Here is a 16,319-nt window from a genome sequence, read left to right as displayed (position 1 = left end):
CTATATCACTTTTCCATCGGAATAAAAGCGGTAATATTCAGGTGAATCTTTGGCTGTAAGCCCCCAAGCACTATCCATAGCCTCAACAATCATACTTGGCAAAGCAAGTTTATTAAGACTATCAAGATTCTGTTTAAGCTGACTCATGCTCGAAGCTCCGACAATGACACCATCACCTCGATCCTTATTCAGCATCGAATGATTAGCGAGCCATCGATATGCCGCTTCCGCAACTGAAATATTGCATAGCTTGCATGCTTCAGAGATGAGCACAATAGCCTCAAAGTATGATTCTTTCCAATAACGTCCTTGATAGCTTTTCGCTCGTAAGGCAAAACGACCGCTATTAGGTCTAGTATTGATGTCTTCATATTTGCCGGTAAGCATACCCCCTGCCAATGGGTTATATGCATAAAAACGCATACCAAGACTGTCGAGATATGGAAAAAGTTCGCTTTCTGCATTACGACTTAAAACGTTGTATACGCCCTCAAAAACAGTAGGTCTAGGACACCCTAACTTCTCGCAAATCGGAATCATCTCTTCAATGAGTTCTAATGGAAAGTTACTCACTCCCAATTCTTTAAATTTTCCTTCAGAATAAAGTTCGACACATCCCTCAATTGCATCTCCAATAGGAGTGCTTCTATCGGGAAAATGGAGATAAAAAACATCAACAGATTTTAAGTCCATACGTATGAGAGACTCATTGAGTTGCATAACAACTGACGCTCTATCAAGTGTTCCTGTAACCCGGGGATTTGCTTTAGTAGCAACGGAGAACCCTGAAATATCAAAAGACTTAAAACATTCACCCAAAAGACTTTCACAAGCACCATCGTTGTACACATAAGCCGTATCAATTTCTGTACCACCAGCACTTTTGAAAGCGCCCAGCATATCTATAGCATCTTGAACGAATACTTGCTGGCCAATATTCATGGTTCCAAAAATTGCTTTCATCTAACCATCCCATCCTAGACTGCATGGAAAACGAAAAGGCGCCTTAGTGTCGCTCCACATTTCAAAGCATCGCAATACAAATTCATCAACATCTTTATTCGCTATATTTACGCCACTTGACTTAATACAACAATTCTTCAGTTTCAGCTTCAAATCATCGAGTGTAAATGGATTCTCTGGATCTCCTTTTGGTACAGGAATAGCATGCTTAAATTCATTTCCACCTATTGTCTTTACAATTAATTCAGCACCGCGAATACCTTCTGATGGTCGCTCAAGCGATGGATCTTCAACGATTTCTATAACATCGATTAATTTATCAACCTCTTCCGGAATTGTATTAATTTCTAAATCAGAAAGATCGAAATGCCCTGTCACAAAAGCAGTAGCCACCGCATAATAAATTGAAAACTTCGCTTCGGCTGTCGTTTGGGGCTTCTTTATTTGACCTGCAAGTTCAATAGCATGTCCATAAGTACGCACAAGTATATGCTCTAAAGATTTGTAATCGACTTTGTTCCTTAGAAACAGAGCTGCCTCAATTCCGCCGTGAGTATGTCGACAAGACGGATAGGCTTTCATATAACATTCAGCTATACCAAAACGCTTTCCTAGTCCACCTAGAATTACATTAATATTAGGTTTTGATGTCATAGCTTGCAGCCATCCTCTTGCACTCTCAAGAGGATGCTCCGAAGCAACAACACCTCGCTCTGCCAACAGAGCAGACAACATCCCAGAATAAGCAGCTCTAGCAGGATTCAAAGGTTTAGCTTCTTGTCCAGTTTCACCCACAAGCAAAAGGCCCGAAGATTGAGTACAAGCTAAAGAAATTGCACTATAGATCTGTGATTGATTGAGACCTATTATCTTTGCGCAAGCAACCGCAACAGCAATTGCCCCAACTGTTCCAGTTGAATGAAATCCTCTCTCAATCATTTCTGGCATACAGGCAGCGCCAAGACGACTGTATATGTCATATCCGATAATCATTGCCTCAATCAGCGCCCCATTCGAAAGCTCTCTTTCTTCAGCAAGAGCCATAATGGCCGGCACTATATGGGTCCCAATATGACCCGCCGCCTGCTTATTTCCGTCATCCATGTCAGCGCCATGCGCATATGCCGCATTAATCATCGCAGCATCTAGTACAGAATACTTACCTTCTTTGAAAAAGATACTCGAGGCACCCTTTTTGCTATCCTGAAGAACAATATCTGCAAGCGCAATATTGAATCCGGAATTCACTCTATATCCCGCATGTACGACCGCTATAAAATCTAGCAAATGATATTTTGCGCGCTCCAAAATATGTTCAGGAATATTCTCGTATTTAAGTTCGGCAGCATATTTACTTAATAATCCCGTTAAATTAACTTCTAATGGAAAAGTATTATCACAATAATCCATTATCTATCCTCTAAAGATGCATGCTCTGCCCACAACACAAGAGCATCGGTCATTGAAGAAACTTTCATATCGCCACTTGTGTCCATAATTTGAATACATTCATTGATGTGCTTCGAAATACGAATAGCTTCATCAATAGTATCCGACAAGAAATTAACTTCCACCGCCCTTCTACCCACATCAGCAAGAGGAGCTACAATATCACCGGGAATCTTTCTGCAATTAACGGAAACTACCCCATTAATTTTTCTTGCTGCAGAAATCCCCTCAATAGAAACAATCTTGCCAGACCGGACAGTTACATCATGTATCACTTCGAACATATCGTTTAAAAGATAGGGTTTACTATCAATTTCTAAATCGCATGATGACATACTTCCAGTTAAGGCAAACTCAACTAGCAATTCTGCAAAATCTACACCAATTGCTTTTTTCAGCGCTCTCTCATAATCTCCCCCAGGAAATCTTAATCCTGGATCATAGAAATAAAACTCTCCATCTTTTACAAAACCTTGCATGAAAGCAGGACCATTTTCACACCCAAGACTCTTAAGCATTGAAATAACTTTGCGATTCACTTTTGCCATATATTCTTCAGCATGTCTCGATGGAGATACTGTTCCGATAGCAACATTACCCAAGTCATCTTTTAGACTACCAAGAAGCCTGTCAGACAAACGCTCCAGATACGCATGCCCATCAATAAAGAAATATGTAACGGATATATCATCTGCATCGTTCATATATTGTTCTACTATAACTCGCCCATCAGCTGACTCTTTCGATGCCGTCGTCAATATACGGAATAATTCAGTCTTGTTATGGCAAATGCCCTGGCCACGCGACCCCCTACTATCAACTGGCTTAACAAACAATGGAAAACCGAGTTCATTACCAGATTCCATTAATTCATCAGGAAACCCGCACTCATAAGGAATAGTGTTAACGCCATATTTTGAACAATATGATTTAAAAAGAGATTTATCTGTCATGGTAGCAAATGCAAAGTCATTTCCATAACACGGAAAACCCATTCGACTACAGAGAAGGCGATAGGGAATTTGGCAAGGATCAAGCCATGCCGAAATCGCTCCATCAATACCCTCTAATTTACAATATCGAACCATCTCTTCAGTATTGAATATATCGATTTTCGCCGAACAGTCGGCTAATTCTTTTGCTGGAGAATTGTCAAGATAATCAACCACATAAGAAACTACACCTAGATGATGTGCAGCTTCAACAAGTTTACAATGCTGGTCGGCTCCACCAAGAATTAGCAACTTTTTTCCGTTCAGATTCATTGACTTTGCCCTAGTACGATTTCGTAAATCTTCTCAATATCATCAAAAGATAAATCTGCATAGAGCGGGAGTGTCAGTACTCTTGATGCCACGTATTTAGCTACTGGAGTATCGCCACTTTCAAAGCGACCCCTATAGCATTCATAGTCGCTTACGAGAGGATAGAAATATTTACGAGCACCAATACTTTCTTTAGCAAGAGCATCAAATACATCATCGCGAGTTGCACCAAAAGAATCTTCAAATACAACAGGTAGATAGGCATAATTGTGTTTTATGTTGTCTGGCGGTATGCATATCTTAATGCCGGGGATACTTCCTAAAAGTTCCCAATAATGCTCTGATATCTTTTTACGTTTCAAAATTTCATCGTCTAAATGTCGTAAATTACAAATTCCCATAGCAGCACAGAATTCATTCATCTTGGCATTGCCGCCTACGTATTCAACACTCTCAGGTCCTGTAATGCCGAAGTTCTTCCACTGGTTTAGAACATCTTTTAACTCAGAATCTTTGAAGCAAACTGCTCCACCCTCTATTGTGTTAAACACTTTAGTGGCATGAAAACTAAACATAGACGCATCACCAAAGGTAGCTGCACTTACACCATCGCGTTTAACTCCGAATGCATGTGCAGCATCGTATATAACTTTTAGATTGTGTTTGTCTGCAAGTTCTTGGATAGCATCTGTATCACACAGATTGCCATAAACATGAACAGGCACTATTGCGCAAGTTGATTCATCAATAAGTCTCTCAATGCTTGCGGGATCTATTGTGTAGTCATCAGGCTTAATGTCGGCAAATACAGGCTCTAGTCCTTTACGTACAATAGCATGTGTAGTTGAAGCGAAAGTAAATGGAGTGGTAATAACTTTGCGTCGTCCATCTTTTCCAAGACGCATAGATTCAATTACACCTTCAAGTGCAGAGTGTCCGTTTACATAAAGAGCTACATTGTCTACACCTAAAAACTCTTTCAATGTAGCTTCTAGCTGTTTGTGTTTCTCGCCCATATTGGTAAGCCAATGGCTATCCCAAAGAGGTGCAATTTCGGATATATACTCATCTAGTGGTGGCATAGATGAGCGAGTAACTAGTATGCGGTTATTACTCACACATTCCCTCTCTTCAGTTTTCAAAGTGCTTATATTCAATTAAAGATAGATTTCAATTTGAACTAACTCTCAATGTGATTTCTTTTACTTGCAAACAGTTCCTTGCCTGTAGCAAGAAGATATTCCAAAGCTTCCACATGAAATAGCTTAGAGAAACCTAAGTAAGCTGCCGCCATTACAATTGTCTGCAACAAAATAGTTATACCGTCGGGCAACATTAGTAAGCTAACAGACCATGCAATAGCTGCCGATATTAAAGAAAGTACTATACCGGGTGTAATGTCACGCACTTGCTCAATATAGGGATACCCAATAACACGCTTGTTTGGATAGGCGTTTACAAAAGTAGAAATAATCCCACTTAGAAGATAGCTACCTATCATGAGATATATATCTTTAAATACAAACGCAGTAACTAAAAGAAAAACAAGTCCGTAAGATTTCTTTATAAGTTCAAGTTTTAAGAAAAGATCGCTTCTACCCATAGCGTTAAGTGCTTGAAGATTAGATGTGTGAATAGGAAGCAGTGCCTGAGTAAAGCAGTAGACTTGCAAGAAGTATACGCAAGGTAGCCACTGCTCACCTAAAAGCAGTCTTACAAGAGGCTCTGCAACTAAAGCAAACAGCGTCATACACGGCATAATAAGATAACAAGAAGTTTTGAGCGCCCTGCGCACTAGACGCTTTACATAAGAAAGATCATCTTGAACACGACTAACTGCCGAAAGCATTACAGGCTGAATTGCACCATCTAACATTGAACCTAGTGCTTGTGGATAGCGTTTACCTTGAGAAACATAACCGAGCTGAGTTGCCGAGAACTGCTTACCTATCACAAGATCAGATAGTGATTGATATCCTACATCAAGCAATCCTGAAGCTAAAAGCTTCCAACCAAAGGAAAAGAACCTCTTTGCACGAGAAGCGCTGAATACTAGTCTTGGTCTCCACGAAACCTGTAGCGCTAAAACACAACAATTAACAAGTTGATAAATAAGCTGTTGTGCGACTAATGCCCAAAGCCCAGTGCCCCAAAAAGCAAGCCCAATTCCAATTGTTCCACTTATAAGAACAGAAACTATAGTTGCATTAAACACTTTGCGAAGTTCAAGATTTCTCTGAACAATAGCAATTTGTACAGCATTGTATGCATTAATTATAAGAACGAGAGCCATAGCACGAAGCGGCCATATAAGCTCATCCATACTATAGAAAGAAGCTATTACAGGAGCAGCAAGAAATACAAGTACATACAGAACAACTGATATACAAAGCGATAGCCAAAATACTGTAGAGCAATCATCATCGTTTACGCCCGGGAATTGAACTAATGCCGTATTAAGTCCTGACTGTACTATTACATTGCCAATATTCACAAAGACAAGCATGATAGCTAGTGCACCAAAAGCCTCCGGAGCAAGAAGTCGCGCCAAGACAATCTGAACAACAAGCCCAACAACAGAACTTCCACTTCGTTCAAGCAGTTTCCAAGCCAAGGAAGATATGGTTTTAGATTTAAGAGACATTTATATTCAATGCTGATTTCTTACAATTCGCTTATGGGTTGATGGACCCCACCCGCTACTTTGTATTACAAATCCAAGCTTCCGAAGTAGCTTCTTGATAACAATTTTTCCGTAATCCTGCCAATCGAATTTAGAAATTATTTCTTTCTCGAAAGAAGAAAGGGTATACGAATTACTATACCCAAGTATTGTTCCTAAATATGACTTTGCGGCAACCAGAAAATTGTCGTGCCATTCATGATGAGTTATTTCATCGATAGACTCCATCATGCATATCCAACGTTTACTATTTATGCAGGATTCTGCCGGATTTTGCATCCTAGAAGTCCATGAGCCAGGTGTTTGAAAACGATAAACGCTCATACATTTAGGCTCATAGTGTATATACCCTTTTGTTGTCGAGTAAATTGCTGTCGGAAAATCACCCACCGGCTTATCAAAAACCCACGTATTAACATATTCTGCAAAATGCTCTTTTCGTCTAACGCGGCTAGCTGTGGGTATCTGCCAGTTATCTATAACATCAGGTCCATTTAAATTACAAGCAATGGAACCCATCCCCATTGTCCCTAAAACATCACCGGTAACACCATCAATAACACAAGCTGCATGACAAACTTCTGAACATTCAGGATGATTTTCAAGATAATCAATTTGTTTCTGCAGTTTATATTTATCGCACCAATAATCATCACCTTCACAAATAGCTATATATTTACCTCTCGCATCTGGAACTAGCAAACCACTTACATAGCCACCTTTATAGGTACCTTTTCCATACTGATTTTCATCTTCATAATAAACCCGAATAATTTCCGGATATTTGACTTCATATTTACGAAGAATACCTACTGTTCCATCAGTAGAGGCATCATCATGAATCAAAATTTCAAAAGAAAATGTGGTTTCCTGTTGCAAAAAGCCATCCAAAGCATCGGAAATATAATCTGCATGATTAAACGTTATACAACAAATACTAACTAGAGGTTTCATTTAACCCCGATTTTAGTTATAAAAACTACATCTCATAGTTTGCTTTTAAACCCCGCGATTCAACACCTAAAACTTAGGCTTATCCTTGAGCCTTTCTTTTATATTCCATCTCGATTTCTGAAGCATACTTTTCCACAAACTGCTCCAAACTATAAGTTTGCTCATCAGTTAAATCGCTATGTTTCGCATAGACATAAGGTTCTACCATTATTTGAGTCACTCGTCTTCCAAATCTCTGTACGTGACAATGAGCGGGTTCGCGATTGCAGTCATCTTTAGATTGATCCACAACCACTTTTAAGCCCTCGAATTGTTTTTAAACATACGATAGATTTCTTTCTTCTTCATCCTTTGTGAATAGCTGATTTCAGATCAATCCGTTTTGACACAGCTCTCACCTTTTAACGACTTGATAACAGGCGTTTCTATTTTTAAGCTTTCTCTTTTATAGATCTGTCCGATAAACATCTTTCTAGCTTCTTGAGCAACCACACAAGCTGCAATAATGACTAAAATGCGTTTGTAACTCAGATCATCAGAGAATAAATCCGTAACCGAAACCATCAACATCGGAATGTACAAAATGGAAAGAGCCAGAATTGGAATGCAGGGTTTTTTAGATGCTCTAGCTTTACCATACATCCACGAAAACAAGACGCAGAGTAAAAACAGTATCAAAAAAGCACCGATTAAACCAAAATCATAAATCCAGCCAACTAGAGTTGTATATACGTTACCATAAAGACCACGTTCAGGAACTATTGGATAGTAATTCGAAGAGCCGCTAATAACATATCCTCCGAAATTAGCCTCGCCAATAGAAACACCAAACATAGAAAGTATCGAATGAATGCTTTCAAAAGAAGTGATCCCAGAATGCTCAAGACTATCAAATCGCTGAAGAAACCAATCTAAACCATAGATTGGACCACCTGCATAAACTAAAGCAATATCGGCCAGCCTAAAACCACTGCTCTTACCCGTCAAAAAACCGGCAAAATAAAAGATGGCTACAAATATCAACGCCATTACTATAAATATTGCAAGTAGTTTTTTAAAACTTGCAGCTGTTCGTTCGTTTTTGACGAAATATATTGTCACAAACTGAAACGCAAAAACACCAAGAAAAAAGAGTAGTTGAATACGTGCACCAGTAACAAGAATAATAGGAATATATAAGGCGATTGGTAGCCAGTATTTCTTGCCCATTGGCTTATATAAAAGCGCATTAATAATCAACATATAAGAATAGAAATAAGCAATGGCGCTACTAAAACCATTCATAAGCGAAGAAAGCATACTTTTGTTGGAGCCTTGCTCTCGAAATGCCCCCAACAATGTTCCCGAACTTGATAAACTCATATCAGTATGTGCCTGAATATCCCAATATGTATACACAAAAACTAGCACCATTACCACACAGATAAAAAAATTAAACTTCGGAGAGACTTTAAGACCATAGCGCTTTTCAGATAATCGATTAGCAATCTTATATTTCCGTACATCTTCATGAGCGATCGCGCGCACAAAAACATCCCCAACTATAGCAATAGTACAAGCACAAATAATCACACTAGCTGTATTCCAATGAATATCGAGTTCAAAATTTCCAAGTACAATTAACGCAGCAGTACCAAGAAGAAACATCATTGTAAAAATGGGACCAGGTGACATAATGTCGTATCTGGTAATCAATAAAGCTATCAACAAAATAGCCATCAATACACAACAGGTAAATAAAGCAACCACTATTAGTGCTTTCTGAGCTCTTGACACATAAGAAAACCGTTCGAAGCGCCCTCTATCAACGCTTTCAGCTTTTCTTTCTTTTTGTTTTCATACAACAAGACTAATGCATATTGCTTAGCTAACTGAAAATAAGCTTTTAAGCAAACTCTACCCCTGTTGTGTTTTCCACTAAAATAAACAATATTTTGAGCGATGTAATACTTACGAAAAGCCGAATGATTAAAAACCAAAAACTTATATCCCAGAATACGATGTATACAAGCATTGCCGATTTCGTGGTTAGTACAAATTGACGGAACAAGAAGTATCCTATAATTTATATTGTGTAAGCGTTTACAAAAATCAAAATCAACACCATCTATGAACATCACTTCATCAAAACCGGCAATTTTATCCCATGCCTTCACACTCGTCAGAGCACCTGAACTAATACATTTATCAATATATCTTGGAATACTTCCTTCATATTCTCTAACACCTGTTGTTCGATTAAAAAAGTTAGGACAAATAATTCCTATACATCCAATATTTTCATTAATAGCACTTTGCGCAAATGAGTAAATCAGATCAGGCGGCATAACAGAATCCTGATCGCACGTAAGAACCCACGTATAGCCAGCTTTTTTTGCTTCGGCAAAAGAAATATTGAACGCTGAAGCAATTCCTGCGTTTTCATTCATCAAAATAGGCTCAATACTATAAGCTCTACATGCATTTTTAATTGCTCCTGCATTTTTTGAGCCGTTATCTATGACATAAACACATGAAACCTGGTCTTTTACAGAAAGTATAGCTTTCTGTAAAAGATCCATATCAGGATTAAACGTTACAAATGCAGCAGCAATATCTTGTTTTTCAATAGGTGTGCGCAATCTAAAATTTTCCAAAAAGAATGGAAAGCTTTGCCTCAATATCACCTATCGCTAAACCACAATGAAGCATTGGAGAGCAAAGAAGCTTTTTTCGATTCGATAATGAATTATCCGAGTCTAATAGCTGCAAAAACTCACAGTCTTCCTTGCTAAGAGAATTCCCCCCTTTGTTCATAAGGGCCTTTGCTAAAAATCGCCGATTAATTCTGTCGTCTTTATTAGTAATAAGTTTCCATTCATGCCTGAGACGTTTAATTAAAGAACCATCGCCGGGCGTTAAAGAAGAGTCTAGCCTGCGATGCTTCACATAACTCATTGAATCAAATACAAGCGTTCCTTGGACAAGCAGACACGCAAGGACAACATATTGATCATGAGACCAAACAGGCATTGAACCAAAACAACGAATATGCTTCTGCAATGCTTCATTCCATACCATAGTATGCCCCGCAAGTCTATGACGAATTATCTCGGCAGGAATTGAGTATCTTAATCCTAAAAAGTCATTCTTCGAAAGAGGTCGCAATTGTTCATCAACGATAGAAACAGAAGAAGCATAAAGCGCCGGCTTCTCTCCATAAGACTGAATAGAAGCAATCGCAGCAGCAAGCTTTCGTGAATCCCAAACATCATCTTGGTCGGAAAAAGCATAGTAGTCATAACTCTTTGCTGTTAGTAGAAGCTTTTCAAAACTGTCAAGAAAACCAATATTCTCCCCTGAAGTAACCGTTAATGAAAAGCTTTCATTTACATATGCAGAGACGACATCGGTTAAAAATTGCAATGTTCCATCAGTTGAACCATCATCACGCACTGTTAAATGAACAGAGACTTTTTCTTGGGCAACTATCGAATCAATCTGCTTATCTAGATAATGTAAACCATTAAAGGTAGACATCAGAACATTAACCTTGGGCTTTCCGCCTACATCCAAAAGTTGCTCCGTAGTGTTTACGCCGATAAATGCCGGAGCACTCATGTTATAACTCCAGCATAAAGATTTTCATAATAGTTTGCTAGCTTTTCAGCGGCTCTATTGATGTCATAATCAACAAAGCTTTCAATATCAACTTTGTAACGTTGCCCCACAGCCACTTGTGCCAAAACATACGACCAAGTATTTACATCATCTATGGGCAGAAAGCGTGCTTCTCCCGTTACGTCTACTTCACGAGTAATTAAATCTGAAAAAAAGCACGACAACCCTGTTGCCTGCGCCTCAATACCTACAAGACCAAGACCCTCATAGAGGCTAGGTAATACAAAGGCATCAAATGCCTGATATAGAAGATTCACATCATTGCGTTGCCCTAAAAACCGCACATTATTCAACAAATCATATTGAATCAATAAACTCTCTACAAAATGTCTCAACTCGCCACTGCCAACAAGTAAAAGGACTGCGTCTGGTCGAAGCCTACAAACTTCGCGAAAAATATCTATGAGAAATCTATGATTTTTCTGAGCGGTAAATCTCCCAACATGACCGATAACTAATTGATCTTTTGCAATATCTAACTCGGTACGCACTTTCGAACGAACTTCGGAATCAAAAGCAAATTCACCGAGCTCGATAGCATTGCGCAACACTTCAAACTCCGCATTTTTCCCAAAAAGCCATTCCCCGGCATATATGCTACAGGCCAATCGATGAGTCGGATAGCGATTTGCTTGAGTTCTAAGAATAGCTTTCAGCAAATTTTTGGCATATTCTCCACGACCGCTCGTGGAATGAGAATGTGCTATACGTATAGGAACACCGGTCCGTTTCGCAGCATAGAGAGAAAAACAGGAAAGTCCGTTTATGTGACTATGGACTATTGACCATCTCTCCTTATTAAAAAGACACTCTAATGCACGCATATAGCGTGACAAGTTTTGATAGGGTGGCACTTTTATAATGCGCCCGCCTAGTGACTCTACTTCCTCGCGCGGCACCAACGTTGAATCCTCGTCCACCAGCAGGTCGAACTGCACGCGAGAGCGGTCGATATGGCGGTAGTAGTTCATCACAACAGACTCCACGCCGCCACCGATCATCTTGCCCATGACATGTGCCACACGCAAGGGCTCACTCACACGAAAAAAACCTCCGTGCCAAAAGTAGTAACCGTGTGAGCCTCATCTCCAGCAACATCAACTTAGTAGGCTCCGTCACCTTTAAACATTACACCTACTGTCTTTCCTATAACTTTTATATCTGTTATAGGAGAGGCTTCTTCGATATATTTGATATCAAGATCTACCATGTCATTAAAGGTGGAATCACTTCTGCCACTTATTTGCCAATAACCTGAAAGTCCCGGCTTTACTGTTAGGCGTAATCTGTCACGCTCTGTATACTCAGCCACTTCACTTGGAAGAGGAGGACGAGGTCCTACACAAGAAAGCTGTCCTAGAAATACATTTAGAAACTGAGGCAGTTCATCTATTGAATGTTTTCTAATGAAGTGCCCTACACGAGTAACACGTGGGTCATCTTTAATCTTAAACAGAGGTCCTGTTGCTTCGTTTTTATCTTTTAGATTAGGTAGTAGTTCATCTGCACTAGGTATCATGCTTCTAAACTTATACATCTTAAAAGGCTTCTCGCCTCTACCTAGTCTAGTTTGAGAATAAATTGGACTTGCCCCCGGAGAATCTATAACTATTGCAATAGATAATATTAGCGCTGGTACAAACCCAACTACTATAACTGCACTGCTAAACACAATATCGAATGTGCGCTTTATGAAGCGGTATGGTAGGGGTTGGCGCGCTCTTGCAAGCGTATTGCTAGATTCGGATGTGTATTCTGCTGTTGTCGTAACTTCCGTTTGTTTGCGTTTGAGATTCTCGCCCAATGCTTGGAATCTAACTCTTCCGCCTAATAGCTAGCCCAACTTCGGCATTTATCATGCGACCAAACATCTTAACCTGCAGATATGCGCGCTTCTTCCTATGGTTCACCTTACGAATTAAACCCTCGTGATGAAGCAGCGGACCAGCCGTTATTACCAACTTGCCGCCATCAACATATCCTTCGCTCATCTGCACAGTGCGATTGTCTTTTTGCGTGAATGCGTCTATCCACGCAACTTCCCCTTTACTTAAAGGAATAAATGCTTTGTCGTTACCTAGAAGCCGCGTGAACGCCTTAACACCGCGAAGTCCCTGCTCCACGCGCTCTACCTGATTTGTCACCACAATAATGTAGCCCGGAAACAACACTTTCTCTACCGTTTCCCATACGCCATCACACTTTTCGCCCGTTTTGTAGTGCGGGCAAAAGCATTCTTTAAGCACAGCAGAACCAGCCGCCGCTTCGCATATCATATCGACAGCAGACTGTTCCTGACCGGTCGCCACTTGAACGACGTACCACATCAGCAACTCCTAAACGACAATGCATTCAGTCCCTTTAAGCCAACGGATGCTGAACGCAGCATCGTTCAAGGCGCAAAGAGTGTAATTTGCTTCGCGTAGCGCAACTACACCCGCAAAGCGAACTGCTAACAAATACGTTTCAACACAAAACACACCTGCTGTTAGCACGTCTCACTATATCACACAAAACACTCGTGAAAAACCATTTATGCAAGCGTTGCGCTGCCCCGCGCGAACGTGCACCATTAAAGGCAGACAAGTCTACAACAAAGAGATGCCCCTTAAATCAGCCAGATGCTCTTGCATGATCGGAACGAAGCTTTTAATCTCGGAATCAGAACATCCATTCTTACGCGCAATAGACTTCCATTCAGATGCAGCCGACAGCACTTCCGACAAAATTGCCGTAGTTTTCTCGTTCTTAATACCCATATATTTTGCGAGTTCTATAGCAGCCTTAGCTCTTAGGTCGCCGCATTCTCCAAGAATTGACGTAGCACATCTGCTGTTTCCGTCTAAATTTGGATTTACATCAAACAATGGAGAAAACTGCCACTTATTTCCAACCCTAATAAAGCCATGATTTCTCATGTGATCATCCGTATTATTAAGAGCAATTGAAAGTAATATCCTGCGCAGTAATTCTTCAGAAGCAGTTGCTGGATCTCCAGCCCACAAAGATATAGCTTCGGCCAATTCACCATAATCGCAAATTTCACCATCATGGGCACCCAACAAAGTCATAGCGCTTATGTAAGCAATGCGCGCTCCATTCAACAAGGAATTGTATCTATCAAATCTCTCAAGCAGCAACACCGAACTTGACCCTATCGTAATAAGTTTATTCGCCGGAACTTCAGCGTGTGCCCGCCGAGCAATATCTAAAGCAGTTTTCTCCCAAGCCATTACATTCCACGAATCGGAGGGATGCGGGAATTTTGCAAGCAATAATTTTCCATCTTGTACTACGGAAGCTTTAGGACGTGCACCACCCAAAGACCCCGAACCAGCGCTCAACAATGTTTTTATTGCGGCATCAGATTCAGCATTTTTTGCCAAATCTCTACTTGCAGCAAGTAATTCGGGAAGCTGAATGATTTTCGGAATAGCCTTTGATTCCGAAAGAAAATCACCTCCATGTTCGCGAAACCGCAAATTCCCCTCGCGAGTTTCGTCAAAAACACCAACCAGATAATCTACGTCGCGCAATTTATGTGCAACATATCCAGCGTCTAACAATTTTCTACGATGTTCTTTATCAATAAGATTCCGACCCCAGCGATCAGGCGCCGAATCGCTAAACGCTCCCGGCAGCCCATTACAGTGATAAGTTGAACCGATTAAAGGAAACGCAGGATCTATCTCATATGCACGGGAATCAGAAAGATAATCGCTTGCATAAGCAAAAGTTGTAGTCAGCGTATTCCCACGCATGCTGAAATAAGCTCGCCCCGCATACACTGGAATGCTATCTATGTCGGCATATACATCTAACTGGGAAAGCATATGTTATCCCCTTATGCGTTTTGGAAGTTCTTGATCGGCACGGGCGCGACCAAAATCCGTCTCGTACGGGTCTAGGGCCTCAATAAGCCGATCGGTTACGCTTATCACATTGCATATTCCGATAATCGTCTGAAATGAAACCGTCGGATCACCCTTTTCTACTGCCGCTATAGTAGCCCTAGATACACCAACTTTGTCAGCCATCTGCTGAATAGTTAGCCCACGCAGCTTACGCCATGTGCGCAAATTTTCCCCTACGTGTTGTGCCGCAAGGCGTGTTCGTGTGTTTAGTAAACGCTTCAAATTTGCATCCTACGGTTATTTATGTTAATTATTATTAGCATTATAGTGCTTTATGCTAATTATTTTCGACATAATAGCAATACAAATTTCCTCGCTGTCATTAATTCCCATCGGGAGAGCGCCAAGTTGGACGATCTGCTACACGCACATTTATATAAACAACCTTCGGATTCTTTTCCATAATCTCTAGACACACGCGCTCTTTGTCGCGAATGTTGTCGGCGGTGCCAAAAGCTATTTCCACGTTGCTTTTCAGAGTAAGCGTTGTAGATTCCACGTCCGACGCGCTAACCGACTTCACCTGATTAGCAAGATCGGTCGTAAGCCCAGTAATTATTTCAAGCGCATTGTTTACATTGGGATCGGTGCATTCTTTACCCATCTCCGGTATAACGCCAACCTGCACGCCGGTTATATGTATGGCTGAATCTGCATCTTCATAAATTTTCGGACTTATCTGCTGACCTATTTCAGAATCTTGATTCGGAATTGCCATGATCCATATGCCTTCAGGGCTAATTGCCCAATTTTGAATGGTCTGCGCCTGCCCCATAGGAATTTCCACTATTGCAGCAATATCACGCTCGTTAACCACAATTGTCAGCGTAGAGGGGAATTCGCGTTTAACCTCTACGCTTTCCACCCATGAATCGCGCATGAGGCTAGCTTTTATGCTGTCTATATCCACATTTAGTAGAGTTGTGCCTTCCGGGACATTAACAAGCGCATTAGCCTCGGTGGAGGTTAGATGCTCTACGCCTTCGAACTTAACTTCCTCAACTAGGAATAAATCGGTACGCGAAGCAATAAAAACAGCCAGCATAAATGCAATAATTAGCGCAACAATAACCCCAATAATTATCAGCGGACGCCGCGTTGCCCGTGCTGCGCGTTGCATAGATTCTGCTCGGCGCTGGCGCCTTTCCTGATTTCGCGCCATCCTATTAATCTCAGATACAGTGCGCCCACCTTGCACGCTATAATTCCCAAGCCTACTTTCGGCTGCGGCGTTTCTGTTAGCACGCGCACCACTCGTCGTGCGTGCACCGCCAGTCATGCGCGCACCACCCGCTGCGCGTGCACCACCCGTTGCGCGAACACCATCCGCCGTGCGTAAATCGCTTGTGCGCATGCTGCGAATATCGGGAACTCTTCTGCTTGCGCGCGCCGAGGTGCTAGCCGACATGCTGCGGCTATCCACGCGGCGCG

General features: G+C 41.0%; 16 protein-coding genes. All 16 read right to left on the bottom strand.

Annotation, left to right across the window (positions count from 1 at the left end):
• Positions 1-963: an aldo/keto reductase gene (locus tag G7Y46_RS05890; RefSeq protein WP_165253201.1), complete on the bottom strand. Its 963-nt coding sequence runs from the start codon at positions 961-963 to the stop codon at positions 1-3.
• On the bottom strand, positions 964-2,373 hold the full coding sequence (locus G7Y46_RS05885) for an MmgE/PrpD family protein (protein ID WP_165253199.1): 1,410 nt from the start codon (positions 2,371-2,373) through the stop codon (positions 964-966). It lies immediately after the preceding gene.
• Entirely contained in the window at positions 2,373-3,677 is a 1,305-nt protein-coding gene (locus G7Y46_RS05880; RefSeq protein WP_165253197.1) for a hypothetical protein, read from the bottom strand. Before G7Y46_RS05880 ends, G7Y46_RS05885 begins: the two co-directional genes overlap by 1 nt.
• On the bottom strand, positions 3,674-4,795 hold the full coding sequence (locus G7Y46_RS05875; protein WP_206214177.1) for a DegT/DnrJ/EryC1/StrS family aminotransferase: 1,122 nt from the start codon (positions 4,793-4,795) through the stop codon (positions 3,674-3,676). The genes G7Y46_RS05880 and G7Y46_RS05875 overlap by 4 nt, the downstream gene beginning before the upstream one ends.
• Positions 4,796-4,857: 62 nt before the next feature.
• A complete protein-coding gene (locus G7Y46_RS05870; protein WP_165253195.1) occupies positions 4,858-6,321 on the bottom strand; it encodes a lipopolysaccharide biosynthesis protein in 1,464 nt (487 codons plus the stop codon).
• Between the two features lie 6 nt (positions 6,322-6,327).
• Positions 6,328-7,314, bottom strand: a complete 987-nt coding sequence (locus G7Y46_RS05865) for a glycosyltransferase (protein ID WP_165253193.1) — start codon at positions 7,312-7,314, stop codon at positions 6,328-6,330.
• Between the two features lie 79 nt (positions 7,315-7,393).
• Complete coding sequence (locus G7Y46_RS05860) at positions 7,394-7,534, bottom strand: hypothetical protein (RefSeq protein ID WP_165253191.1); 141 nt, start codon at positions 7,532-7,534, stop codon at positions 7,394-7,396.
• Between the two features lie 152 nt (positions 7,535-7,686).
• Positions 7,687-9,090 carry an O-antigen polymerase gene (locus tag G7Y46_RS05855; protein ID WP_165253189.1) on the bottom strand — a complete coding sequence of 468 codons (1,404 nt, stop codon included), beginning with the start codon at positions 9,088-9,090 and terminating at the stop codon, positions 7,687-7,689.
• Positions 9,066-9,935 (bottom strand): glycosyltransferase family 2 protein, encoded by an 870-nt coding sequence (locus tag G7Y46_RS05850; protein WP_165253187.1) that lies wholly within the window; start codon positions 9,933-9,935, stop codon positions 9,066-9,068. The genes G7Y46_RS05855 and G7Y46_RS05850 overlap by 25 nt, the downstream gene beginning before the upstream one ends.
• Before the next feature lies 1 nt (position 9,936).
• Entirely contained in the window at positions 9,937-10,914 is a 978-nt protein-coding gene (locus tag G7Y46_RS05845; protein WP_165253185.1) for a glycosyltransferase, read from the bottom strand.
• Complete coding sequence (locus tag G7Y46_RS05840) at positions 10,911-11,984, bottom strand: glycosyltransferase family 1 protein (protein WP_241157072.1); 1,074 nt, start codon at positions 11,982-11,984, stop codon at positions 10,911-10,913. The genes G7Y46_RS05845 and G7Y46_RS05840 overlap by 4 nt, the downstream gene beginning before the upstream one ends.
• A 92-nt stretch (positions 11,985-12,076) precedes the next feature.
• Positions 12,077-12,778: a sugar transferase gene (locus G7Y46_RS05835; RefSeq protein WP_165253181.1), complete on the bottom strand. Its 702-nt coding sequence runs from the start codon at positions 12,776-12,778 to the stop codon at positions 12,077-12,079.
• A gap of 10 nt (positions 12,779-12,788) precedes the next feature.
• Complete coding sequence (gene loaP / locus G7Y46_RS05830; RefSeq protein WP_165253179.1) at positions 12,789-13,301, bottom strand: antiterminator LoaP; 513 nt, start codon at positions 13,299-13,301, stop codon at positions 12,789-12,791.
• Between the two features lie 261 nt (positions 13,302-13,562).
• A complete protein-coding gene (locus G7Y46_RS05825) occupies positions 13,563-14,807 on the bottom strand; it encodes a type II toxin-antitoxin system HipA family toxin (RefSeq protein ID WP_165253177.1) in 1,245 nt (414 codons plus the stop codon).
• A gap of 3 nt (positions 14,808-14,810) precedes the next feature.
• Complete coding sequence (locus G7Y46_RS05820; RefSeq protein WP_165253175.1) at positions 14,811-15,110, bottom strand: helix-turn-helix transcriptional regulator; 300 nt, start codon at positions 15,108-15,110, stop codon at positions 14,811-14,813.
• 100 nt (positions 15,111-15,210) lie between these two features.
• On the bottom strand, positions 15,211-16,296 hold the full coding sequence (locus G7Y46_RS05815) for an FtsQ-type POTRA domain-containing protein (RefSeq protein WP_241157071.1): 1,086 nt from the start codon (positions 16,294-16,296) through the stop codon (positions 15,211-15,213).
• Between the last annotated feature and the right edge of the window lie 23 nt (positions 16,297-16,319).

The sequence above is a fragment of the Adlercreutzia sp. ZJ304 genome (assembly GCF_011039075.1).
In the GTDB taxonomy this organism is placed as follows: Bacteria; Actinomycetota; Coriobacteriia; order Coriobacteriales; family Eggerthellaceae; genus Adlercreutzia_A.
The sequence above is the reverse complement of the archived record's forward strand: the minus strand, read 5'-3'. Positions and strand labels throughout refer to the sequence as shown.